This is a genomic window from Streptomyces sp. NPDC002467, from assembly GCF_042889825.1.
Lineage (GTDB): Bacteria > Actinomycetota > Actinomycetes > Streptomycetales > Streptomycetaceae > Streptomyces.
Genome location: NZ_JBIARJ010000013.1, coordinates 200,202 through 219,209, shown reverse-complemented (window position 1 = coordinate 219,209; position 19,008 = coordinate 200,202). Strand labels below are relative to the sequence as shown.

The 19,008-nt window shown below is 72.1% G+C and carries 20 protein-coding genes; 12 read left to right on the top strand and 8 right to left on the bottom strand.

The window, feature by feature from the left end:
- The first annotated feature begins 109 nt into the window (after nucleotides 1-109).
- From ACFYYJ_RS26330 to ACFYYJ_RS26305, 6 genes are all read left to right on the top strand, one after another.
- The gene (locus tag ACFYYJ_RS26330) at nucleotides 110-571 is read left to right on the top strand and encodes a hypothetical protein (protein ID WP_389135957.1); all 462 of its coding nucleotides are present in this window, start codon (nucleotides 110-112) and stop codon (nucleotides 569-571) included.
- Nucleotides 572-905: 334 nt separating this feature from the next.
- Nucleotides 906-1,403: a hypothetical protein gene (locus tag ACFYYJ_RS26325; protein ID WP_385128551.1), complete on the top strand. Its 498-nt coding sequence runs from the start codon at nucleotides 906-908 to the stop codon at nucleotides 1,401-1,403.
- The gene (locus ACFYYJ_RS26320; RefSeq protein ID WP_389135953.1) at nucleotides 1,400-3,097 is read left to right on the top strand and encodes a peptidoglycan-binding protein; all 1,698 of its coding nucleotides are present in this window, start codon (nucleotides 1,400-1,402) and stop codon (nucleotides 3,095-3,097) included. Before ACFYYJ_RS26325 ends, ACFYYJ_RS26320 begins: the two co-directional genes overlap by 4 nt.
- A 35-nt stretch (nucleotides 3,098-3,132) precedes the next feature.
- Nucleotides 3,133-3,825 (top strand): ABC transporter ATP-binding protein, encoded by a 693-nt coding sequence (locus ACFYYJ_RS26315; RefSeq protein ID WP_385128579.1) that lies wholly within the window; start codon nucleotides 3,133-3,135, stop codon nucleotides 3,823-3,825.
- Complete coding sequence (locus tag ACFYYJ_RS26310) at nucleotides 3,822-5,051, top strand: ABC transporter permease (RefSeq protein WP_385362446.1); 1,230 nt, start codon at nucleotides 3,822-3,824, stop codon at nucleotides 5,049-5,051. The genes ACFYYJ_RS26315 and ACFYYJ_RS26310 overlap by 4 nt, the downstream gene beginning before the upstream one ends.
- Before the next feature lie 43 nt (nucleotides 5,052-5,094).
- Nucleotides 5,095-5,364: a hypothetical protein gene (locus tag ACFYYJ_RS26305; RefSeq protein ID WP_384582069.1), complete on the top strand. Its 270-nt coding sequence runs from the start codon at nucleotides 5,095-5,097 to the stop codon at nucleotides 5,362-5,364.
- Here the strand turns inward: ACFYYJ_RS26305 and ACFYYJ_RS26300 are convergent.
- On the bottom strand, nucleotides 5,361-6,644 hold the full coding sequence (locus tag ACFYYJ_RS26300) for a geranylgeranyl reductase family protein (RefSeq protein ID WP_389135949.1): 1,284 nt from the start codon (nucleotides 6,642-6,644) through the stop codon (nucleotides 5,361-5,363). The two genes, ACFYYJ_RS26305 and ACFYYJ_RS26300, sit on opposite strands and share 4 nt — an antisense overlap.
- A gap of 102 nt (nucleotides 6,645-6,746) precedes the next feature.
- On the opposite strand from ACFYYJ_RS26300, the gene ACFYYJ_RS26295 reads away from it, so the two are divergent.
- The gene (locus ACFYYJ_RS26295) at nucleotides 6,747-7,277 is read left to right on the top strand and encodes a GNAT family N-acetyltransferase (RefSeq protein WP_385128557.1); all 531 of its coding nucleotides are present in this window, start codon (nucleotides 6,747-6,749) and stop codon (nucleotides 7,275-7,277) included.
- Nucleotides 7,278-7,415: 138 nt separating this feature from the next.
- On the opposite strand, the gene ACFYYJ_RS26290 is transcribed toward ACFYYJ_RS26295, so the two are convergent.
- Both ACFYYJ_RS26290 and ACFYYJ_RS26285 read right to left on the bottom strand, forming a co-directional pair.
- Nucleotides 7,416-8,327, bottom strand: coding sequence for a glutaminase (locus ACFYYJ_RS26290; RefSeq protein ID WP_385128558.1), 912 nt, complete (start codon nucleotides 8,325-8,327; stop codon nucleotides 7,416-7,418).
- On the bottom strand, nucleotides 8,327-9,019 hold the full coding sequence (locus ACFYYJ_RS26285; protein WP_385128559.1) for a demethylmenaquinone methyltransferase: 693 nt from the start codon (nucleotides 9,017-9,019) through the stop codon (nucleotides 8,327-8,329). Before ACFYYJ_RS26285 ends, ACFYYJ_RS26290 begins: the two co-directional genes overlap by 1 nt.
- Nucleotides 9,020-9,276: 257 nt before the next feature.
- On the opposite strand from ACFYYJ_RS26285, the gene ACFYYJ_RS26280 reads away from it, so the two are divergent.
- Both ACFYYJ_RS26280 and ACFYYJ_RS26275 read left to right on the top strand, forming a co-directional pair.
- On the top strand, nucleotides 9,277-10,197 hold the full coding sequence (locus ACFYYJ_RS26280) for a DUF3152 domain-containing protein (RefSeq protein WP_385128560.1): 921 nt from the start codon (nucleotides 9,277-9,279) through the stop codon (nucleotides 10,195-10,197).
- Between the two features lie 2 nt (nucleotides 10,198-10,199).
- Nucleotides 10,200-10,514, top strand: coding sequence for a helix-turn-helix transcriptional regulator (locus ACFYYJ_RS26275; RefSeq protein ID WP_385362437.1), 315 nt, complete (start codon nucleotides 10,200-10,202; stop codon nucleotides 10,512-10,514).
- On the opposite strand, the gene ACFYYJ_RS26270 is transcribed toward ACFYYJ_RS26275, so the two are convergent.
- From ACFYYJ_RS26270 to ACFYYJ_RS26260, 3 genes are all read right to left on the bottom strand, one after another.
- Nucleotides 10,480-11,124: a hypothetical protein gene (locus tag ACFYYJ_RS26270; RefSeq protein WP_389135944.1), complete on the bottom strand. Its 645-nt coding sequence runs from the start codon at nucleotides 11,122-11,124 to the stop codon at nucleotides 10,480-10,482. The two genes, ACFYYJ_RS26275 and ACFYYJ_RS26270, sit on opposite strands and share 35 nt — an antisense overlap.
- 32 nt (nucleotides 11,125-11,156) lie before the next feature.
- Nucleotides 11,157-12,356 (bottom strand): cyclic dehypoxanthinyl futalosine synthase, encoded by a 1,200-nt coding sequence (gene mqnC, locus ACFYYJ_RS26265; RefSeq protein WP_385128563.1) that lies wholly within the window; start codon nucleotides 12,354-12,356, stop codon nucleotides 11,157-11,159.
- A gap of 72 nt (nucleotides 12,357-12,428) precedes the next feature.
- Nucleotides 12,429-14,177: a serine/threonine-protein kinase gene (locus tag ACFYYJ_RS26260; RefSeq protein WP_389136002.1), complete on the bottom strand. Its 1,749-nt coding sequence runs from the start codon at nucleotides 14,175-14,177 to the stop codon at nucleotides 12,429-12,431.
- Nucleotides 14,178-14,266: 89 nt separating this feature from the next.
- Between ACFYYJ_RS26260 and ACFYYJ_RS26255 the strand changes: the two genes are divergently transcribed.
- Nucleotides 14,267-14,599, top strand: a complete 333-nt coding sequence (locus ACFYYJ_RS26255; RefSeq protein ID WP_385128564.1) for a DUF4190 domain-containing protein — start codon at nucleotides 14,267-14,269, stop codon at nucleotides 14,597-14,599.
- Nucleotides 14,600-14,689: 90 nt separating this feature from the next.
- Here ACFYYJ_RS26255 and ACFYYJ_RS26250 read toward each other — a convergent pair whose 3' ends face one another.
- Entirely contained in the window at nucleotides 14,690-15,577 is an 888-nt protein-coding gene (locus ACFYYJ_RS26250) for a menaquinone biosynthetic enzyme MqnA/MqnD family protein (RefSeq protein WP_385362429.1), read from the bottom strand.
- A gap of 237 nt (nucleotides 15,578-15,814) precedes the next feature.
- On the opposite strand from ACFYYJ_RS26250, the gene ACFYYJ_RS26245 reads away from it, so the two are divergent.
- Entirely contained in the window at nucleotides 15,815-16,018 is a 204-nt protein-coding gene (locus tag ACFYYJ_RS26245) for a cold-shock protein (protein WP_030012116.1), read from the top strand.
- Between the two features lie 198 nt (nucleotides 16,019-16,216).
- Here ACFYYJ_RS26245 and ACFYYJ_RS26240 read toward each other — a convergent pair whose 3' ends face one another.
- Nucleotides 16,217-17,932 (bottom strand): lytic transglycosylase domain-containing protein, encoded by a 1,716-nt coding sequence (locus ACFYYJ_RS26240; RefSeq protein WP_389135940.1) that lies wholly within the window; start codon nucleotides 17,930-17,932, stop codon nucleotides 16,217-16,219.
- A 240-nt stretch (nucleotides 17,933-18,172) separates the two neighbouring features.
- On the opposite strand from ACFYYJ_RS26240, the gene ACFYYJ_RS26235 reads away from it, so the two are divergent.
- Complete coding sequence (locus ACFYYJ_RS26235) at nucleotides 18,173-19,006, top strand: DsbA family protein (protein ID WP_389135937.1); 834 nt, start codon at nucleotides 18,173-18,175, stop codon at nucleotides 19,004-19,006.
- Nucleotides 19,007-19,008 lie beyond the last annotated feature (2 nt).

Genomic DNA, 19,008 nt, shown 5'->3' with positions numbered 1-19,008 from the left:
GGCAACTTGCGTCCCATCCGAACGGCTACCTACTATCTGGCGGCGCACTCCGCCGACCTCCCGACTCCGATTCCCGGATTCCGCTTGTATCGCAGAAAGGGAACCCGACATGCGTGTTCGCCATTTCATCCCCGCCCTCCTCATCTGCATTTCACTGACGGGATGCGGCGGCGAAAAGGAGCCCGAGGCAAGCGACAGCCCGCCGCCCACGGCCGAGGAAATCGCCTACTACGACTGCCTCGAGGAGCAGGGCCTGCCGATCACGCACACCAGCTACGGGGATCCTCGCGTGGACAAGGACAAGCCCCAGCCGCCCGAGAAGGAGGCCGCCGCCAAGAAGGCGTGCGAGGGCAAGCTTCCGCCGCCGCCGAAGCCCCAGCAGGCCACCCCCGAAAGGCTCGCCGCCGCACGAAAGGAGGCCGGCTGCCTGCGGGCCGAGGGCATCACCTGGTATCCGGACCCGGACCCGGTGACCGCCGAGATCGACGACCGCAAGGGCACCCCCGAGCAATGGTCCTCGCTCAAGCGGGAGCACGTGGACGCCTTGAGGAAGTGCCGCGGTGACCGCTGAGCGGACTCGCGCGTCGAAGTCCCGTTCTCGAGGTCGACGCTCATGTCAGGGCTTTGAAATCCGTCACCACGAGAGGCCTTGTTCGTTCATACATTCACCATTGTAGAAATGGACGGAAGCGCATCCCCGACCTGCTTTGACCAAGCGGAGACCAGCGGCAGCCGGTTCGCATTCACGCGCACCCGCTCTCGCTTCATGGACCGTCAAAAAGGTTGCACCAGGGAGCACTTGTAGTCCCTCCGCACCTCTCCTTAGGATCACGAACCGCGGACGCACGCCTTCCCGTCGTGCGGACGCCCCCATTCCACATTCCCACCCCGGGGGAAGCGCCAGCATGCGCAAGTACGCAACAGCCCTGTTCGTCGCCGCGTCCCTCGCGCTCACCGCCTGCTCGGGTGAGGGTGAGCCGAAGGCAAGTGACAGCCCTCCGCCCACCAAGGAGGAGATCGCCTACTACGACTGCCTCAAGGCGAACGGGGTGAAGATCAGGCACACCGACTACGGCGCGCCCCGCGTGAACAAGGACGATCCGCCGTCGCTGGAGAAGCTCCCGGCCGCGCAGGCGGCCTGCGAGGACAAGGCCCCGCCGCCGCCCTCCCCCGTGCCGGCCGACCCGAAGATCCTCGCTGCCTCGCGTGCGGAGGCCCGGTGCCTGCGCGCGAACGGCGTCTCCTGGTACCCGGATCCCGATCCGACGACCGGGAACACGGCCGTCGGGGCCGTGACCTCGGAGCAGGCGGCCGAGCTCAGGACCAAGCACATGGACGCCATGACGAAGTGCAGGGCCGAACGCGACGCCGGCGCCGCCGACAACGTCGGTCTCGGCAGGTGAGTGAACTGCAGGACGTCGTAGTGGACGTGACGACCGTCGACGAACAGGACGGCGCCGACGTCGAGAAGGGTGCCCCGGACTCCGGCGGGCTCGCGCGCGGGCGGAAGGTGGTGTTCGGCGTCGTCGCCGGGGCCGCGCTCATGGCCGTCGGCGGGTTGCTGGCCACCACGCTGGTGAAGTCGCCCGCGCAGGTGGCCGCCGAGACCGGGCCGCCCGCGCAGAGCGTGCTGACCGCCGAGGTCGAGCGGCGGGTGCTCGCGCAGAAGGTGGTGATGCGGGGGACCGTCGTCGCCGACCAGAGCGTCGACGTCGCTCCGCAGCCGCGCTCCGCCGAGGGCGCCGGCACGCCGGTGGTGACGAAGCTGCCGCTCAAGGCCGGGGACCCGGTCGCGGCCGGGCAGCTGCTGGCGGAGGTCTCGGGGCGGCCGGTGTTCGCCCTCAGGGGGGCCCTGCCCGTCTACCGGGACCTCAAGCCGGGCGCCACCGGCGACGACGTGGCCCAGCTGCAGCAGGCCCTGCGCGAGCTCGGGCACGGCACGGGCGGCGACGCGAAGGGCGTGTTCGGGGCCGGTACGAAGGCCGCGCTCGCCGCTCTGTACAAGGCCATCGGGTACGACCCGCTACCCGCCGTGGCGGACGGCGCGGAGGTGCTGAAGGCCGCGCGGGAGTCCGTACGGTCGGCCGAGTGGGCCCTGGAGGACGCCCAGGCCAGTGCCAATGCCTCTACCGCCGCCTCTGCCGGTGCCGACGGGGGCGGCAGCGGGGGCGGGGGCGGGGCGACGCCCCCCGGCCCGTCCGCGTCCCAGGGCCCGAAGGGTGCGACGGGTACGACGGGTGCCGCAGGCTCCTCGGGCGGCGGAAAGGGCGCCGGCGGTGCGGGCGACTCCGGTCGGACCCTGACCCGGGCCCGGCAGGCGCTCGCCGACGCCCGGGCCAAGCTCGCGGCGGCCGAGGCCGCCGACGGGCCGGTGCTCCCCGCCTCCGAGACCGTGTTCCTCGGGGCCTTCCCCGCCCGGGTCAGCGCCGTCGGGGGCCGGATCGGCGGGCCCGTGTCCGGTTCGGTGCTCACCCTGTCCGCGGGTGAACTCGTCGTGGAGGCGTACCTCAAGGACGACAAGAAGCAGCTGCTGCGGGCGGGCATGTCCGTGGTGGTCTCCTCCGAGGTGGCCGGCACCGACGCCCGCGGCAAGGTGGCGGCGGTGGCCGGCGAACGCTCCACCGGACAGCAGCCGGGCGGCGGCCGGTCGAACGGGCAGCAGGGCGGGACCCAGGGCGACGCCTCCCAGGGCAAGGGCGGCAGTGGCGGAGCCGGCGCCGGCGGCGCCGACCTCGGCTACCGCATGGTGGTCCGCGCCGACCAGCCGCTGCCCGCCGCCTTCGCGGGGCAGGACGTACGGCTGACCATCGAGTCCGCCGCCACCGACGGCGAGGCCCTCGTGGTCCCGGTCACCGCGGTCTCCGCGAGCCCGGACGGCCAGACCCTCGTGACGGCCGTCTCCACCGACGGCACCCAGCGGCGCATACCGGTCCGGACGGGCACCAGCGGCGACGGCTACGTGGCCGTGACCCCCGTCAAGAACGGCGACCTCGCGGCCGGCACCCGGGTCGTCATCGGCATCGCCCCCCGGGAACCGGCCAAGGGCCGCGGCGAATCGCCGAAGCCGGGCAGGGCCTCCGCGGGAGGCGGTTCGTGAGGTTTCCGCGGCCGCGCCGTGCCCCCGACGACGCCCTGCCCGGGGACGACGTCGACGGATCCGTGCCCGTCATCGAGTTCCGCGGGGTAGGGCTCACCTACCCCGGGCCACCACCCGTCGAGGCGTTGCACCCCTGCGCACTGACCGTGAAACGAGGTGAGTTCATCACCGTCGTGGGCCCCTCCGGCTCCGGGAAGTCCACCTTCCTCAACGTCGCCGGACTGCTCGACTCCCCCACCACCGGGAACTACCTCCTCGACGGCATCGACACCGCCGCCCTCCCCGACCGGGAGCGCACCGCCCTGCGCGGCCGGCGCATCGGGTTCGTGTTCCAGTCCTTCCACCTCCTGCCCCACCGGTCCGCCCTGGAGAACGTCACCCTCGCCATGCTCTACACCGGAACATCGCGCGCGCAGCGCCTCGTACGGGCCCGCGAGGCGCTCGACCAGGTCGGGCTCGGGCACCGCGCCGACGCCGTGCCCGGGCGGCTGTCCGGTGGCGAGCGGCAGCGCGTGGCCATCGCCCGCGCCCTCGTCGGACGGCCCTCGCTGCTCCTGTGCGACGAGCCCACCGGCAACCTCGACTCCGCCAACGCCGCCTCCGTACTGGGGCTGCTCGACGAACTCCACGCCTCCGGAATGACCGTGCTCGTCATCACCCACGACCCCGAGGTGGCCCGGCGCGGCGCCAGGACCGTCACCATCCGCGACGGGCGGCTGCGTACGTGAGCGCCGTCAGGCCGACCCGGCTGTCCGTACGCGACGCCCTCTCGGAGGCCGTCGCCGGCATGCTGCGCCGCCCCGGCCGGGCCGTGCTCACCGCCCTCGGCACCGTCCTCGGCGTCGGCAGCTTCGTGGCCGTGCTCGGCCTCACCGCCACCATCTCCTCGCAGATCGACGGCCGGTTCAACGTGCTCACCGCCACCGAGGTGACCATCGAGGACGTCGCCGGCCGGCAGAACGAGTTCGCCGGACCCGGCCTCCCCGCCGACGCCGAACAGCGGCTGCGCGCCGTCGCCGGCATCGAGCACGCCGGCGTGCTGTGGACGGTACGGCTGGACTCGCGCACCCCCATCGGCTCCCTCCCCTCCCCGGGAGGCGGTACGGACTCCAACGGCAGCGGCGCGTCCGTCGTCGCCGCCTCCCCCGGTGCCGTGGCCGCGCTCGTGCCCACCCTCCAGGAGGGCCGTCTCTACGACGAGTTCGCCGAGCGGAGCAGGGCCCGCGTGGTCGTCATCGGCGGCGGACTCGCGGGCCGCCTCGGCATCACCACCCTGGCGACCCGGCCCGCGCTCTACATCGGGCAGGAGCCGTTCACCGTGGCGGGGATCATCTCCGACGTGGAGCGGAAGCCCGAGAACCTGCTGTCCGTGCTCGTGCCCCGGGCCACCGCCGAGGAGCTGTGGGGGCAGCCCTCGCCCGGCAGCGCGAGCATGCTGATCGCCACCCGGCTCGGCGCCGCCCGCCAGGTCGCCGACCTCGCTCCGCTGGCGCTGCGCCCCGACCACCCCGAGTACCTGAACGCCGTACCGCCGCCCGATCCGCGGATGCTGCGCTCCGGCGTCACCTCCGACCTGAGCTCGCTGTTCCTGCTGCTCGCCGGTATCTGCCTGGTCATCGGCGCGGTCGGGATCGCCAACACCACCCTCGTCGCCGTGCTGGAGCGGACCGGCGAGATCGGGCTGCGCCGTGCGCTCGGCGCGCGGGGCCGGCACATCTCGGCCCAGTTCCTCACCGAATCCGCGGCGTTGGGCGCGCTCGGCGGGCTGGTCGGCACCTCCCTCGGCGAACTGACCGTGGTCGGCGTCTCCCTGGCCCGCGACTGGACCCCGGTCATCCACCCGGCCACCGTCGCCGCGGCCCCGCTGACCGGGCTGGTCACCGGACTGCTGGCCGGCCTCTATCCCGCCTGGCGGGCAGCCCGTATCGAACCGGCCGAGGCCCTGCGAAGATAGGCAGCGGCGCGTTCACATCGTTCGACCTGTAGGCGGTGGCCCCGTGAATCCGAAGCCGTACGAACACCGCGGCGCCGGCGACCCCACCGCCCTGCCGGCCGCACTGGGCCTCGGCATGCTCGCCGTCGGCGGCTGGCTGCTGACCACCGCCCGCCCCTGGCAGAAGCCCGGCAACGCCCTCACCCTCGGCCTCGGCTGGACCGCCTCCGGCGCCCTGCTGGTCTGCGGCCTGGCCCTACTGGCCCGCTGCGTACGCACGGTGCACGGCGGCGCCGCCGACTCCGACGACGCCGCCGTCCACTCCGACCGCTAGGCCTTCGGGGCCACCTTCGAGAGGCCGTTGATGATGCGGTCCATCGCGTCGCCGCCCGTCGGGTCGGTGAGGTTGGCCAGCATCTTCAGGGTGAAGCGCATCAGCACCGGGTGGGTCAGACCGCGCTGCGCGGCGATCTTCATGACCGCCGGGTTGCCGATCAGCTTCACGAAGGCGCGGCCCAGCGTGTAGTAGCCGCCGTACGTCTCCTTGAGCACCTTCGGGTAGTTGTGCAGCGCCAGCTCGCGCTGCGCCGGGGTGGCGCGGGCGTGGGCCTGGACGATGACGTCGGCCGCGATCTGGCCGGACTCCATCGCATAGGCGATGCCCTCGCCGTTGAACGGGTTGACGAGGCCGCCCGCGTCGCCGACCAGCAGCAGGCCCTTGGTGTAGTGCGGCTGCCGGTTGAAGGCCATCGGCAGGGCCGCGCCGCGGATCGGCTGGGTCATGTTCTCGGGGGTGTAGCCCCAGTCCTCCGGCATGGAGGCGCACCAGGCCTTGAGGACCTCGCGCCAGTCCAGCTCCTTGAAGGCGGAGGAGGAGTTGAGGATGCCGAGGCCGACGTTGGACGTGCCGTCGCCCATGCCGAAGATCCAGCCGTAGCCGGGCAGCAGCCGGTCCTGCGGGCCGCGCCGGTCCCACAGCTCCAGCCAGGACTCCAGGTAGTCGTCGTCGTGGCGGGGCGAGGTGAAGTACGTACGGACGGCCACGCCCATGGGCCGGTCCTCACGCCGGTGCAAGCCCATCGCGAGCGACAGGCGGGAGGAGTTGCCGTCCGCGGCGACCACGAGCGGGGCGTGGAAGGTGCCCGGGGTCTTCTCCTCGCCGAGCTTCGCCTGCACGCCGGTGATGTGCCCCGTGCGCGGGTCGCGGATCGGCTCGCCCACGTTGCAGCGCTCGTACAGGCGGGCGCCGGCCTTCTGCGCCTGGCGGGCCAGGGTCTCGTCGAAGTCGTCGCGCTTGCGGACGAGTCCGTAGTCCGGGAAGGAGGCGAGTTCCGGCCAATCCAGCTGGAGCCGCTGCCCGCCGCCGATGATGCGCAGGCCCTTGTTGCGCAGCCAGCCGGCTTCCTCGGAGATGTCGATGCCCATCGCCACCAGTTGCTTGGTGGCGCGCGGGGTCAGCCCGTCGCCGCAGACCTTCTCGCGGGGGAAGGCCGTCTTCTCCAGCAGCAGGACGTCGAGTCCGGCCTTGGCGAGGTAGTAGGCGGTGGTCGAGCCGGCGGGCCCGGCCCCGACGACGATCACGTCCGCGGAGTGTTCGGAGAGGGGCTCGGTCACTGCGGGGTCTCCCGAAGGCTCGATCTCGATAAGGGGTGCCGGGCGGCCCCGGACATGTGCAGTCTATGCAGCGACAGAGATCGCGATCCGAAGGGCTGCCACATGAACACCCCGCCGACCCGGCCGCTCCCCGTCATAGAGCTGCGCGTACCCACCGACGAGGACGCCCTCGCCTGGCACCGGGCGTTCGACGACCCCGACGTCATGGAATTCCTCGGCGGTCCCGCGGAGCTGTCCGCGTACGAGGAGATCACCGCGCGCCAGCGCATGCACGACGCCCAGCTCGGCTACTGCCTGTGGACCCTGCTCGACGGCGAGGGCACCGTCATCGGCTTCACCGGCGCCCAGCCGTGGCCCCGCGAAAAGGCATGGGGGCCGGTCGGCGAGATCGAGATCGGCTGGCGGCTGAGCCGGTCCGCGTGGGGGCGGGGGTACGCGTACGCCGCGGCACTGGCCACCCTGGAACGCGTACGGGAAGCGGGGGTCCCCCAGGTGGTGGCGATGATCGACGACGCCAACACCCGCTCCTCCGCGGTCGCGGAACGCCTCGGCATGACGCTGGCGAAGACCTTCCCCCTCCCGGGCGGCAAGCGCCACGGCCGCCGGTACGAACTCACGCTCACCCGGGGGTGAGGGCGGGGCGGGGGCGGGCGGGGGGTACGGGGTCACGCGCGGTCGGGACTTCTCCCCCCACACCCCGCCACCCCGTCCCGGCGGCTGCCCACTCACCACAGAGGGGGTGGGGGCGGGTCGCCCGTGGACTCGTACTCCCTAGAACACGGACAGCCCCGTCAACGTCGTGAAGCGGTCCAGGGCGGCCACGCCCGCCACCGAGTTGCCCTGGGCGTCCAGGCCCGGGCTCCAGACCGTCAGGACGCACTGGCCCGGGACGACCGCGATGATGCCGCCGCCGACGCCGCTCTTGCCCGGCAGACCCACGCGGTAGGCGAACTCGCCGGCCGCGTCGTACGTCCCGCAGGTCAGCATCACCGCGTTGATCTGCTTGGCCTCGCTGCGCGTGAGGAGGCGCGAGCCGTCCGCGCGCAGGCCGTGCCGGGCCAGGAAGAGGCCCGCACGGGACAGGTCGGCGCAGGTCATCTCGATGGAGCACTGCCAGAAGTAGTGGTCCAGGAGCGCCGGCACGGGGTTGTCGATGTTGCCGTACGAGGCCATGAAGTGGGCGAGGGCCGCGTTGCGGTCGCCGTGCTCCTGCTCGGAGGCCGCCACCTCCGGGTCGAAGGCCAGGGACTCGTTTCCGCTTTCGGTGCGCAGGAAGGTGAGGAGTTCGCTGCTCGCGTCACCCGTGAGGGTCTGGAGCCGGTCGGTGACCACGAGCGCGCCCGCGTTGATGAACGGGTTGCGCGGGATGCCGTTCTCGTATTCCAGCTGCACCAGCGAGTTGAACGGGTTGCCGGAGGGCTCCCTCCCGACCCGCTCCCACAGGCTGTCGCCGCCCTCGGCGAGGGCCAGGGCGAGGGCGAAGACCTTGGTGATCGACTGGGTGGAGAACGGCACCTGCCAGTCCCCCACCCCGTGCACACTGCCGTCGACGCCGGCGATGGCCATCCCGAAGCGGTTCGCGTCGACCGCCCCGAGCGCCGGGATGTACGCGGCGGGCGTGCCGCTCCCGACGAGCGGGGCGATGTCCTTCGCGATCCGCTCCAGCAGGGCGTCGTAGTCCATCAGGCCTTGACGCCCCGGTGCAGGGCCACGATGCCGCCGCTCAGGTTGCGCCACGCGACCTTGGACCAGCCCGCCTTCTGCAGGAGCCCGGCGAGGGCCGGCTGGTCGGGCCATTCACGGATGGACTCGGCCAGGTACACGTACGCGTCGGGGTTGGAGGACACCGCGCGGGCCACCGGCGGCAGCGCGCGCATCAGGTACTCCATGTAGACCGTGCGGAACGGCGCCCACGTGGGCTGCGAGAACTCGCAGATGACGACCTTGCCGCCGGGCTTCGTCACCCGGTACAGCTCGCGCAGCGCGCCCTCGGTGTCCTGGACGTTGCGCAGCCCGAAGGAGATCGTCACGCTGTCGAAGACGTCGTCCTTGAACGGCAGCTTCGTCGCGTCGCCCGCGGTCAGCGGCAGCCACGGGTGCTTCTTCTTGCCCTCGCGCAGCATCCCGAGGGAGAAGTCGCAGGGGACGACGTACGCGCCGGTCGCGGCGAAGGGCAGCGAGGAGGTCGCGGTGCCGGCGGCCAGGTCGAGGACCTTGTGCCCGGGGCGCGCGGCGACCGCCTTGGCGACCTCCTTGCGCCACACCCGGTCCTGGCCGAGGGAGAGCACGTCGTTGGTGAGGTCGTAGTTCGCCGCGACGTCGTCGAACATCGAGGCGACTTCGTGCGGCTGCTTGTCCAGGGAAGCGCGGGTCACTGGCGTTGGCCCCTCGGTGTGCGTGCGGTACGGATCGGCGGATACGGAGCCATCCTCTCAGGCCCCGCCCGTCCCTGCGGCGGGGGCTCCACGAACCGGTACGACCTGCCCCACAACTGGCCCGAAGGACAGTTACGCCGGGCGCGTGCGGCCGCGTTGACTGGCGGGGTGCGGCCCGGTGCGAGGGTCACCCCCCGGGCCGGCACCCGAATCGCGGCCGATCCGGGCAGTGGCCGCCGGAAACAGAGGGCTTCACGATGCCGGCAGGCCATAACACCGGTCGATCGCGCCAGAGCACCCCGAACCATCCGCGTGCCAGACGCCGCGCCGAGCGGCGAAGACGGCTGCGGCGCACGCTCGTCGGCACGGCGGCGGTCCTGGCGGTCGCGGTGGGCGTGACCGCGTACGCGATGACCTCGGACGACGGGGCGACCGTCGCCGGCGGCCGCGAGAAGGCCGACGGCCGACCCGACGAGATGGACGGGGAGAACTCCGGCGGCGGGGATCCCGCCGCGCAGGGCGGCCGCCGCTCCCCCTCCCCCGCACACCACTCCACTCCGCCCGCCGCCGCCCCGTCCCCGAGCCCGCCGTCGCCCACCGCGACGAGCGCCGCGCCCGCCCGGCCGGGGGTCTTCACCCCCTCCGCCGCCTCCGGAGGGCCGCAGGGCAAGGGGACGGTGCGCCGCTGGCGCATGGAGGTGGAGGAGGGCAGCGGGGTGGACGCGGACGGCGCCGCGAAGGCCGTGGAGACGATCCTCGGGCACCCGCGCGGCTGGACCAACGACCCGGCGTACGGCTTCCAGCTGGCCGGGCCCGGCGAGCCGGTGGACTTCACCGTGAAGATCGCGACGCCGAAGACCACTGACCTGCTGTGCGAGGTCGTCACGCCCGAACTGATCGGGGAGACGAACTGCCGCGCCGGCCACACCGTCGTCGTCAACCTCAAGCGCTGGCAAGAGGGTTCGCCGCAGTTCAAGGGGCCCGTGGAGGAGTACCGGGCGCTGATCGTCAACCACGAGGTGGGGCACGAGATCGGCCACGAGCACGAGACCTGCCCCGGCCCGGGCAAGCCTGCGCCCGCGATGATGCAGCAGATCAAGGGTCTGCACGGCTGCAAGGCCAACGCCTGGCCGTACGACGCGAACGGAACTTATCTGTCGGGTCCGCACGTCCCATAACCGTGGAAACCTTGCGAGTCGTCAGCTTCACCGTCCCCGGCTGGTTCCCCTCGTACGGCACCGAGGTGCCCGAGGGGGCCCAGCTCACCGAGCAGGAATCGGCCGTGTTCCTCTGGCTGGCCACCGGCGCCTCCAACGCGGAGCTCGCCGATCAGCTCCAACTGTCGGTCAGCACGGTGAAGTTCCACGTCGGGAACATACGGGCCAAGCTCGGCGGGATAAGCCGGCTCCAGGCCTGTCTGCTCGCCGCCCTCGCGCGGGAAGGGGCCTCCGACCCGTCGCTCAGCGACGGCGGTGCAGCAGACGGCCGCCGATGACGGTGGCCACGCAGGTCGTCGCGCCGCGCTCCAGCAGCGCCGCCTCGTCCTCGACCGCGAAGACCGCGAAGCGGGCCGGGGCGCCCGCCTCCAGTACCCCGTGGAAGGCCTGCCCGGCCGTGTCCCGCCCGGCGAACGGGTCCAGGGAGGGCGTGCCCTCCTGCGCCGCCGGCGGCAGGATCGTCAGGCCGGAGCGGGACACCGCCGTGCGCACCGCCGTGACCGTGAAGCGGCCCGTGACCGCGACGACCCCGCGCGCGAGGAGCTTCTGGGTGCCGCGCCGGGCGCTGTTGCCCCAGCGGGCCTCGGTCAGCTTCAGCTCTTCCAGCTCCGCCTCCCCGTTGATGGGGTCGGCGCCGAGCTCGGTGATCTCGTACGGGTCGTCCGGGTAGTACGTGCGCTCCAGCAGCTCGTCGGCCCCGCTCACCAGCAGGCCCGGGGTGAGCAGCCCTGGCCAGCGGCGGGCGCGGGCGTGCGGGAAGCGTTCGGCGAGCTCGCCGAAGGGGCCGAGCGCCGCGATCCGGTCGCCTTCGACCAGGACCGCGCCGTCGGCCACCGGCGCGGATCCCGGCCCGGGGAGGAGGAGTTCGGCGGAATGGAGCGTACGCATCGGCTCGTCGGCGTCGGTTCGTGTGGGTCGGGTCAGTTCGTCGAGATGAGCTTCAGCTCGGGGTGGGCCGTGCCGCCCTCGATGGCGATCGAGGAGATGTGCGAGGCGACGCGCTCGTCGACGGGGTCGTTCGCCGGGTCGTCGTGCACGGCGAGGTGCTCGTACGTCGTCGCGCGCTGCGCCGGGGTGCGGCCCGCCTTGCGGATCAGGTCGATGATCTCCTGGCGGTTGGAGCGGTGCTTGGCGCCGGCCGAGGAGACGACGTTCTCCTCCAGCATGATCGAGCCGAGGTCGTCCGCGCCGTAGTGCAGGGAGAGCTGGCCCGCCTCCTTGCCGACGGTGAGCCAGGAGCCCTGGATGTGCGCGATGTTGTCGAGGAAGAGGCGCGCGATCGCGATCATGCGCAAGTACTCGAAGATCGTCGCCTGCGTGCGGCCCTTGAGGTGGTTGTTCTCGGGCTGGTACGTGTACGGGATGAAGGCGCGGAAGCCGCCGGTGCGGTCCTGCGTGTCACGGATCATCGCGATGTGCTCGATGCGTTCGGCGTTGGTCTCGCCGGTGCCCATCAGCATGGTGGAGGTGGATTCCACGCCCAGCTTGTGGGCGATCTCCATGATCTCCAGCCAGCGCTCGCCGGACTCCTTGAGCGGGGCGATCGCCTTGCGGGGCCGCTCCGGCAGCAGTTCGGCGCCGGCGCCCGCGAAGGAGTCGAGGCCGGCGGCGTGGATGCGCTGGATGGCCTCCTCCACCGACACCTTGGAGATGCGGGCCATGTGCTCGACCTCGGAGGCGCCGAGGGAGTGGATGACCAGCTGCGGGTAGGCCTGCTTGATGGCGGAGAAGTGGTGCTCGTAGTACTCGACGCCGAAGTCCGGGTGGTGGCCGCCCTGGAACATGATCTGCGTGCCGCCGAGCTCGACGGTCTCCGCGCAGCGGCGCAGGATGTCGTCGAGGTCGCGCGTCCAGCCCTTCTTCGTGTCCTTGGGGGCCGCGTAGAAGGCGCAGAACTTGCACGCCGTGACGCACACGTTCGTGTAGTTGATGTTCCGCTCGATGATGTACGTCGCGATGTGCTCGGTGCCCGCGTAGCGGCGGCGGCGCACCGCGTCGGCCGCCTGGCCCAGGGCGTGCAGCGGCGCGTGGCGGTAGAGGTCGAGCGCCTCTTCCTTGGTGATCCGGCCCCCTGCGGCGGCACGGTCGAGGACAGACTGGAGAGCGGCCTGGTCGGTCACCGGTGCGTCACCTTTCGGCGGTGTCAAGAGGTACGGACCGATCCAGCCTACGCCAGGGCCCGTCGGCGGCGTTCAGGGGCTACGGGTGAGGTCGCCCTCGGGGTTTCCGGCCGGTCCGTCGCCCGACTTGTAGTGGAGCGTTCCGTTGTCGTTGAGGGTGAAGCGTTCGTTCTTGGAGCCGTTGGAGCAGATGCCGGGCGCCGGGTTGGGGCCGTCCGACGTGTCGAGGACGAGGGAGCGGTCGGTGGCCGAGGCCAGCCGCCAGTCGCCGCTGCAGTCCGTTCCGAGGACCGGAATGATCGACTTGTCCCGGGCGACGACCTCACCGACCTTGCCGTCCTTGATGGTGATCTCGAACTCGGTGGAGAGCCTGCCGGTGGTGGTGACCGTTCCCTTCCAGGTGCCGGTGAGCTCCTTGGGGACGTCGGTACGGGTCCCGCCCCCGCTCGGCGTCGCGCGGGGGGACGCGGTGTCGGGGGATGACGTGGCGGGGGGCGCCGTGGCGGCGGCCGTCCCCGTGGGCCGGGATCCGGCGGGCGGGGACGAGGAGCTCTGGGCGTCGGCCAGGTCACGCTCCTTGCCGCCGCCCGTCCCGGGCAGCAGCCCCATCCCGTACAGCCCGCCCACCAGCCCGGTCAGCACCGCGGCGGCGGCCAGTACGAGGGTGCAGCTGAAGCGGCGCCCGGCCGCGCTGAGGCTGACCTGGCGCCCGGAGTCCGGCGCGGTCCGCGGCTGCGGCACGCTCCCGGCGGTCGCGTCGGGGGTGCCGTAGGGGCCCGCCGGCGCGTAGGGGCCGCCGTACGGACCGCCGCCCGTGCCCGGAGGACCGTACGGGGACCCCGCGGCCTGGCCCCCGTACGACGGGGTCGTGAACGGCACCGGCCCGGACGGCGCCTCGGCGGGCGGCGGGGGTCCGAACCCGGCTTCGGCGGGGCCGGCGTCGAGGTCGAGCAGGGCCACGGCGGCCCGGCTGGCCTCCTCGACCAGGGGTGCGGGCAGCCAGCCCGGGGCGCCCAGGGCGGGGGCGAGGGCCTCCGCGACGGCGCCCGGGGACGGGCGGTCGGCGGGGGCCTTGGCCAGACAGGCCTCGATCAGCCCGCGCAGCGCGCCGGGCGGGACATCGTCCAGCTCCGGCGGCTCGTGGACCACCTTGTAGAGGAGGGTCGCCGAGTTGTCCCCGGTGAACGGCGGGCGGCCGGTCGCGGAGAAGGCCAGGACCGCGCCGAGGGAGAACACGTCGGCGGCCCCGGTGATCCCCTTGCCGAGGATCTGCTCGGGCGACATGTAGCCCGGCGAGCCGACGGAGACCCCGGTGGAGGTGAGCGAGGCGGTGCCGTCGGTGGCCCGCGCGATCCCGAAGTCGATCAGCCGGGGCCCGTCCAGGGTCAGCATCACGTTCGACGGCTTCACGTCCCGGTGTACGAGCCCCAGCCCGTGCACGGCCACCAGGGCGCGGGCCAGCCCCGCGCCGACGGCCCGCACCGAGGCCTCCGGCAGCGGCCCGTGCCCGGCGACGGCCCGGTCCAGCGAGGGCCCGGCCACGTACCCGGTCGCCACCCAGGGCACGGCCGCCTCCGGGTCGGCGTCCAGTACGGGAGCGGTCCACTCGCCGCCGACCCGCCGCGCGGCCTCCACCTCGCGGCGGAAGCGGGCGCGGAACTCCTCGTCGGCGGCGAAGTGCGGGTGCACGATCTTGACGGCCACGGTGCGGCCGCCCGCGCTCCGCCCCAGGTAGACCCGGCCCATTCCGCCGGCGCCGAGCCGGCCCAAAAGCCGGTACGCGCCGATGGTCCGTGGTTCGCCCGCTTCGAGCGGCTGCATCGCGTCCCCCATCCCCCGGGAAGATCCTTGACAGCACCTTAGGGCGTTACGGTGGCGGCCGTCGTACGTCTGCGGAGGGGAACCGAACCATGAGCGAGGCGGTCCTGCCCGGAAGGAACCGGGCGGCCAAGGTCAGCGTGTTCTTCGCACTGGGCAGCTTCGGGGCGATGGCCAACTTCGCCACGCCCATCGCCTGGCTCAACCCGCCGATCTTCGTCGGCCTGGCCCTGCTGTGCGCGCTGATCGCGGTCCCGGCCGGGCACGTGGGCCGCTTCCGGGCCCGGCGGCTGTCTGGGGACGGGAAGGGCATGGCTCTGGCGGGCATCGTCGGCGGCTGGGTGATGCTGCTGGTCACGCTGGTGGCCGTCGCCTCCGTGTTCGGGCTGCTCGTCGGCCTGAGCCTGCTGGCGGACGCCTCGTAGGGATTGCATTCCTTTCCGCATTCCCGTGCCGTGCGCGCGGAAAGCGGAAAGGAATGGAATGGAAGCCACCGGAAACAGCGGGTGAATCGGTCAGGACTCCACGACCGGTGCCAAGACGGGCTCCGGTACCGCGGCTTCCAGGAGCTGCACGGATACATCGGCGGGATAGCCGGTCGTCGGTCCCGTGCGGCGCGCGAATTCCCTTACGCCGGCGAGCTGTTCCGGCCCGAAGCGGAAGTCGAGCGTGGTGAAGTATCGCTCCAGCAGCTCGGCGTCGAAGGCCTCCCAGCGGGCCGCCTGCTCGGCGACCTTGGTGACCTCTTCGAGGGATACGTCCCGGGAGGAGAGGAAGGCCTCGTGGACCTCGCGCACGACGGCCGGCTCGCGTTCCAGGTAGTCCTTGCGGGCGGCCCAGACGGCGAAGACGAACGGCAGTCCGGTCCACTCCTTCCACATGTGCCCCAGGTCGTACACGGTCAGCCCGAGCCGGGGAGCGTCGTGCAGGGAGGCGCGCAGCGCGGCGTCCCCGATCAGTACGGCCGCGTCCGCCTCCTGCATCATCACGCTCAGGTCGGGCGGGCAGGTGTAGTAGTCGGGCCGTACGCCGTACTGCTCGGAAAGCAGCAGCTGGGCGAGGCGTACGGACGTACGGGAGGTGGATCCCAGGGCGACCCGGGCTCCGTCGAGCTGCTCCAGCGGCACCTGCGAAACGATCACGCAGGACATGACCGGGCCGTCGCAGCCGACGGCGATGTCGGGGAAGGCGACGAGCCGGTCGGCGTTGCGGAGGAATTCCACGAGGGTGATCGGAGCGATGTCGAGGTCCCCCTCGACGAGCCGCTCACTGAGCTTCTCGGGGGAGTCCTTGGTCAGCTCCAGGTCCAGCAGCGTGCCGGTTCGGGCGAGCCCCCAGTAGAGGGGCAGGCAGTTCAGGAACTGAATGTGGCCGACGCGGGGCCGGCTGCGATAGACGTCCACATCGCGAGACTAGCGGCCGGGTCTGCGTCAGCCTTGAGGCGGGTCTCAAACGTCCGGGTGACGTGATCTTTCCCTCTGGTCTCGGCCGCAGGGTGCGTGCTAGGCTCGACGCAAGTTGCAGTTTGGTTTCCCTTGCAGTACGAGGCCTGCGGAGAATGTGACCCGCAGGCTTTTGTAGTTTTCAGACTTCTTAGCAGGTTCTGGAGCAGGGCGACCCTTTGGCCCATAGGAGGGCTCATGGCTACCGGAACCGTGAAGTGGTTCAACGCTGAAAAGGGCTTCGGCTTCATCGCCCAGGACGGCGGCGGCCCGGATGTCTTCGTCCACTACTCCGCGATCAACGCCTCTGGCTTCCGCTCCCTCGAGGAGAACCAGACGGTGAACTTCGACGTCACGCAGGGTCCGAAGGGCCCGCAGGCGGAGAACGTCACCCCGGCCTAGTCGCCTGGGCCAACTCTCGCGGGTTGGAAAGCAGTACCCAAGGAGCCCTGTCCCCTCTGCGCAAGCGGAGGGGACAGGGCTCCTGCCTTTTCCCTCCCGGGTGGGGTGGCGGTGTACGGAAGCCGCCCCGGCACCGTTGACACGGTGCCGGGGCGGCTTCCGTACGCCTTGGCCCTGCGGGCCGGGGCCGGGGCTCGGTCAGACCGTCGGCTTGGCCGTCGGCTTGGCGGTCGGGGCCGGGGTGGGGGCGGGGGCGGCGGTGATCTTGATGTCCAGGACCAGGGTGACGCCCTCCGGGGTGGTCACGCGGAGCTGGTACGTGCCGGCCTCGGCGCCGTCCGTGAACAGCTCCGGGAGGACGAGCGTTCCCACCGTGTCCGTCGTGCCGGGCTCGCCGGTGTAGACGCGCTTGCCGGACTTGTCCTTGAAGTACGGGCCCGTCTTGCTCGCCGGGTCCGCCGGGACCCACTTGCCGTCCTTCATCCGGCCCAGGCCGACGACCGCACCCGGCACCGCGATGGGCTTGCCCTTGGCGGTGGCGAGGACCTCGACGCCCTTGACGGTGTCGCCGGCGACGGCCTCCAGCGGCTTCGAGCCCTCCGGGCGCGCCAGCCGGTCCACGACCGGCTTCGCCGTGACCGTGCCGTCGAACTTCACCGTGAACTTGCCCAGCGTGTCGTAGGCCGAGGCGCGCAGGGTGAAAGCGCCCGCCTTGGGGCCCGGCTTCAGGCCGGACGCGGACGCGAAGCCGTTCGCGTCCGCCTTGACCACCAGGGAGTCCTCCGTCCCGAAGAGCGTGCCTCCCGTGGTGTCCGTGTCGACGGCGAAGACCACTTCCTGGCCGACGGCCGGCTTGCCGTCGCTGAGGAGCACCTTGACCCGGGGCGCCACGTCGAAGGCCTCCGCGCCGGTCTCGGCCGTGAGACCGGAACCGTCGACCACGGTCAGCGAGGCCAGATGCGGAGCCGGCGTCGGCGTGGGCGTCGGGGTCGGCGTGGGAGTCGGCGTGGGAGTCGGCGTGGGCGTCGGCGTCGGCTTGGGGGTCGGCGTCGGGGTGGGCTTGGGCGTCGGGGTCGGCGTGACCGGCGTCGTCGGACGCGGGGTCGGCAGGTTGCCCGGCGGCACGGTCGGGTAGTTGCCGGCGGGCGGGTTCGGGACCTCGGAGACGCCGCCGTTCTGGTACTGCCGCATGAAGCCGAGCACGGTGTTCACGTACTCGCGGGAGTTGTTGTAGCTGAGGATCGCCTGGTCGAGCTTGGCCCCGTTCGACAGGTCCCGGTCGCCCGCGCACAGGTAGAGCCCCGCGCCCAGCGCCGCGTCGTAGATGTTGTTCGGGTCGCGCTTGCCGTCGCCGTTCCCGTCGGCACCCCACTTGACCCAGGTGGACGGGATGAACTGCAGCGGGCCGACGGCCCGGTCGTACACCGTGTCCGCGTCCCACTCGCCCTTGTCCGTGTCACGGATCTCGGCGAAGCCGTTGCCGTCCAGGCGCGGGCCGCGGATCGGCTTCTCGGTGTAGCCGTCCGGCTTGAGGCCGTAGCCGGAGGCGTGCACCGACTCGACGCGGCCGATGCCGGCGAGCAGCGCCCAGGGCAGCTTGCAGCCCGGCAGCGCGGCGCCCACCGACAGTTCGGCGCGCTTGTAGGCGTCCAGGGCGGTGGCGGGTATTCCGCTGGTGCCCCCGGCCGCGGCGGCGCCGCCGGCGGGCGGCGGGTCGGCGACGAGGTCGGGCAGGTCCAGGCGGGCGTCGCCGCGTTCGGCTGCCTGCGGACTGTCCGGGGTCGGTTCGGACTCCCCCGCGTCGGCGGTCGTCGGGCTGGTCACGACCGCGGCGGTGGTCAGGCTGGCCGCGAGTGCGGCCGTGCACAGGACCTTGCGCGAGGTGCTGACGAGGTGACGATGAAGCGGCTTCACGGTGCGGCGATCCCCCCAAGGAGCCGTCAGGCTTGCGGCACACGACCGGTCGGGTCGCGAATATCCCTCTGTTTATCAGGTCTTCGGACCCGAATCGCCGTCCCCCCGGCAGATATGACACACCATTCGTCTCAGCTTCACCGGACCCTCACGACAGAACGAACAAAGGACTTAAGTCCCCGCCCGATATAGCCCAATGACCCCCGGTTTCGACCCCCTGCGCTCCGTACGCTGGTCGTCATGGCGACCAGCACGAACACGAAGAAGGACCGGCGGCGCGAGTCCCGCGACCGGCTCCGCCCGGAGCGCGAGGCGCAGGCCCGGCGCGCGCGGCTGCGCGGCCGGCTGCTGGTCGGGGGCTCCCTCGTCGCCGTACTCGGCATCGCGGCCGGCGTGGGCGTCTACGCCTCCGGCTCCTCCGCTTCCTCCGCCGCCGGCGGTTCGGGCGACCCCGATTCGGCCGGAAAGCCATTCGTCCAGCCCGCCAACACCACCGGCGCGGACGGGGTCGTGGTCCCGTACGGCAAGGCCGACGCGAAGCACACGCTGACCGTCTGGCTCGACCCCCGCTGCCCGTACTGCGCGGGCGTCGAGATCGGCCTGGGCAGGACCATCAAGGAACAGGCCGACGCGGGCGAGTACAAGGTCGAGTACCGCTTCGCGACCTTCCTCGACGGCGCCCTCGGTGGCGGCAAGGGCTCCAAGCGGGCCGTGAACGCGCTGGGCGCGGCCGTCGACGAGGGCCCGGAGAAGTTCATGGAGTACCTCCGGGTGCTCTACGAGAACCACCCGGAGAAGGAGACGGACGACAAGTACGGCTCCACCGCCACCCTCCTGGAACTCGCCGACCAGGTACCGGGATTGCGCACCCCCGCCTTCGACCGGGCCGTCGAGGGACTGACGTACATGCCGTGGGTCGACAAGGTCGGCAAGGCCTTCCTCGATGCGGGCGTCAGCGGCACCCCGGCGGTCCTCATCGACGGCGAGCAGCTCACCGTCAACACGGGCCGGGGCATCGACTCGATCACCCCGGAGGCCTTCAAGAAGCTGATCGCGGAGAAGCGCAAGCCGTAGCC

Coding starts and splice junctions, on each gene's coding strand:
- ACFYYJ_RS26330 (WP_389135957.1), top strand. CDS start 110: ATGCGTGTTCGCCATTTCATCCCCGCCCTCCTCATCTGCATTTCACTG.
- ACFYYJ_RS26325 (WP_385128551.1), top strand. CDS start 906: ATGCGCAAGTACGCAACAGCCCTGTTCGTCGCCGCGTCCCTCGCGCTC.
- ACFYYJ_RS26295 (WP_385128557.1), top strand. CDS start 6,747: ATGAACACCCCGCCGACCCGGCCGCTCCCCGTCATAGAGCTGCGCGTA.
- ACFYYJ_RS26290 (WP_385128558.1), bottom strand. CDS start 8,327: ATGGACTACGACGCCCTGCTGGAGCGGATCGCGAAGGACATCGCCCCG.
- ACFYYJ_RS26280 (WP_385128560.1), top strand. CDS start 9,277: ATGCCGGCAGGCCATAACACCGGTCGATCGCGCCAGAGCACCCCGAAC.
- ACFYYJ_RS26270 (WP_389135944.1), bottom strand. CDS start 11,124: ATGCGTACGCTCCATTCCGCCGAACTCCTCCTCCCCGGGCCGGGATCC.
- ACFYYJ_RS26260 (WP_389136002.1), bottom strand. CDS start 14,177: ATGCAGCCGCTCGAAGCGGGCGAACCACGGACCATCGGCGCGTACCGG.
- ACFYYJ_RS26255 (WP_385128564.1), top strand. CDS start 14,267: ATGAGCGAGGCGGTCCTGCCCGGAAGGAACCGGGCGGCCAAGGTCAGC.
- ACFYYJ_RS26245 (WP_030012116.1), top strand. CDS start 15,815: ATGGCTACCGGAACCGTGAAGTGGTTCAACGCTGAAAAGGGCTTCGGC.
- ACFYYJ_RS26235 (WP_389135937.1), top strand. CDS start 18,173: ATGGCGACCAGCACGAACACGAAGAAGGACCGGCGGCGCGAGTCCCGC.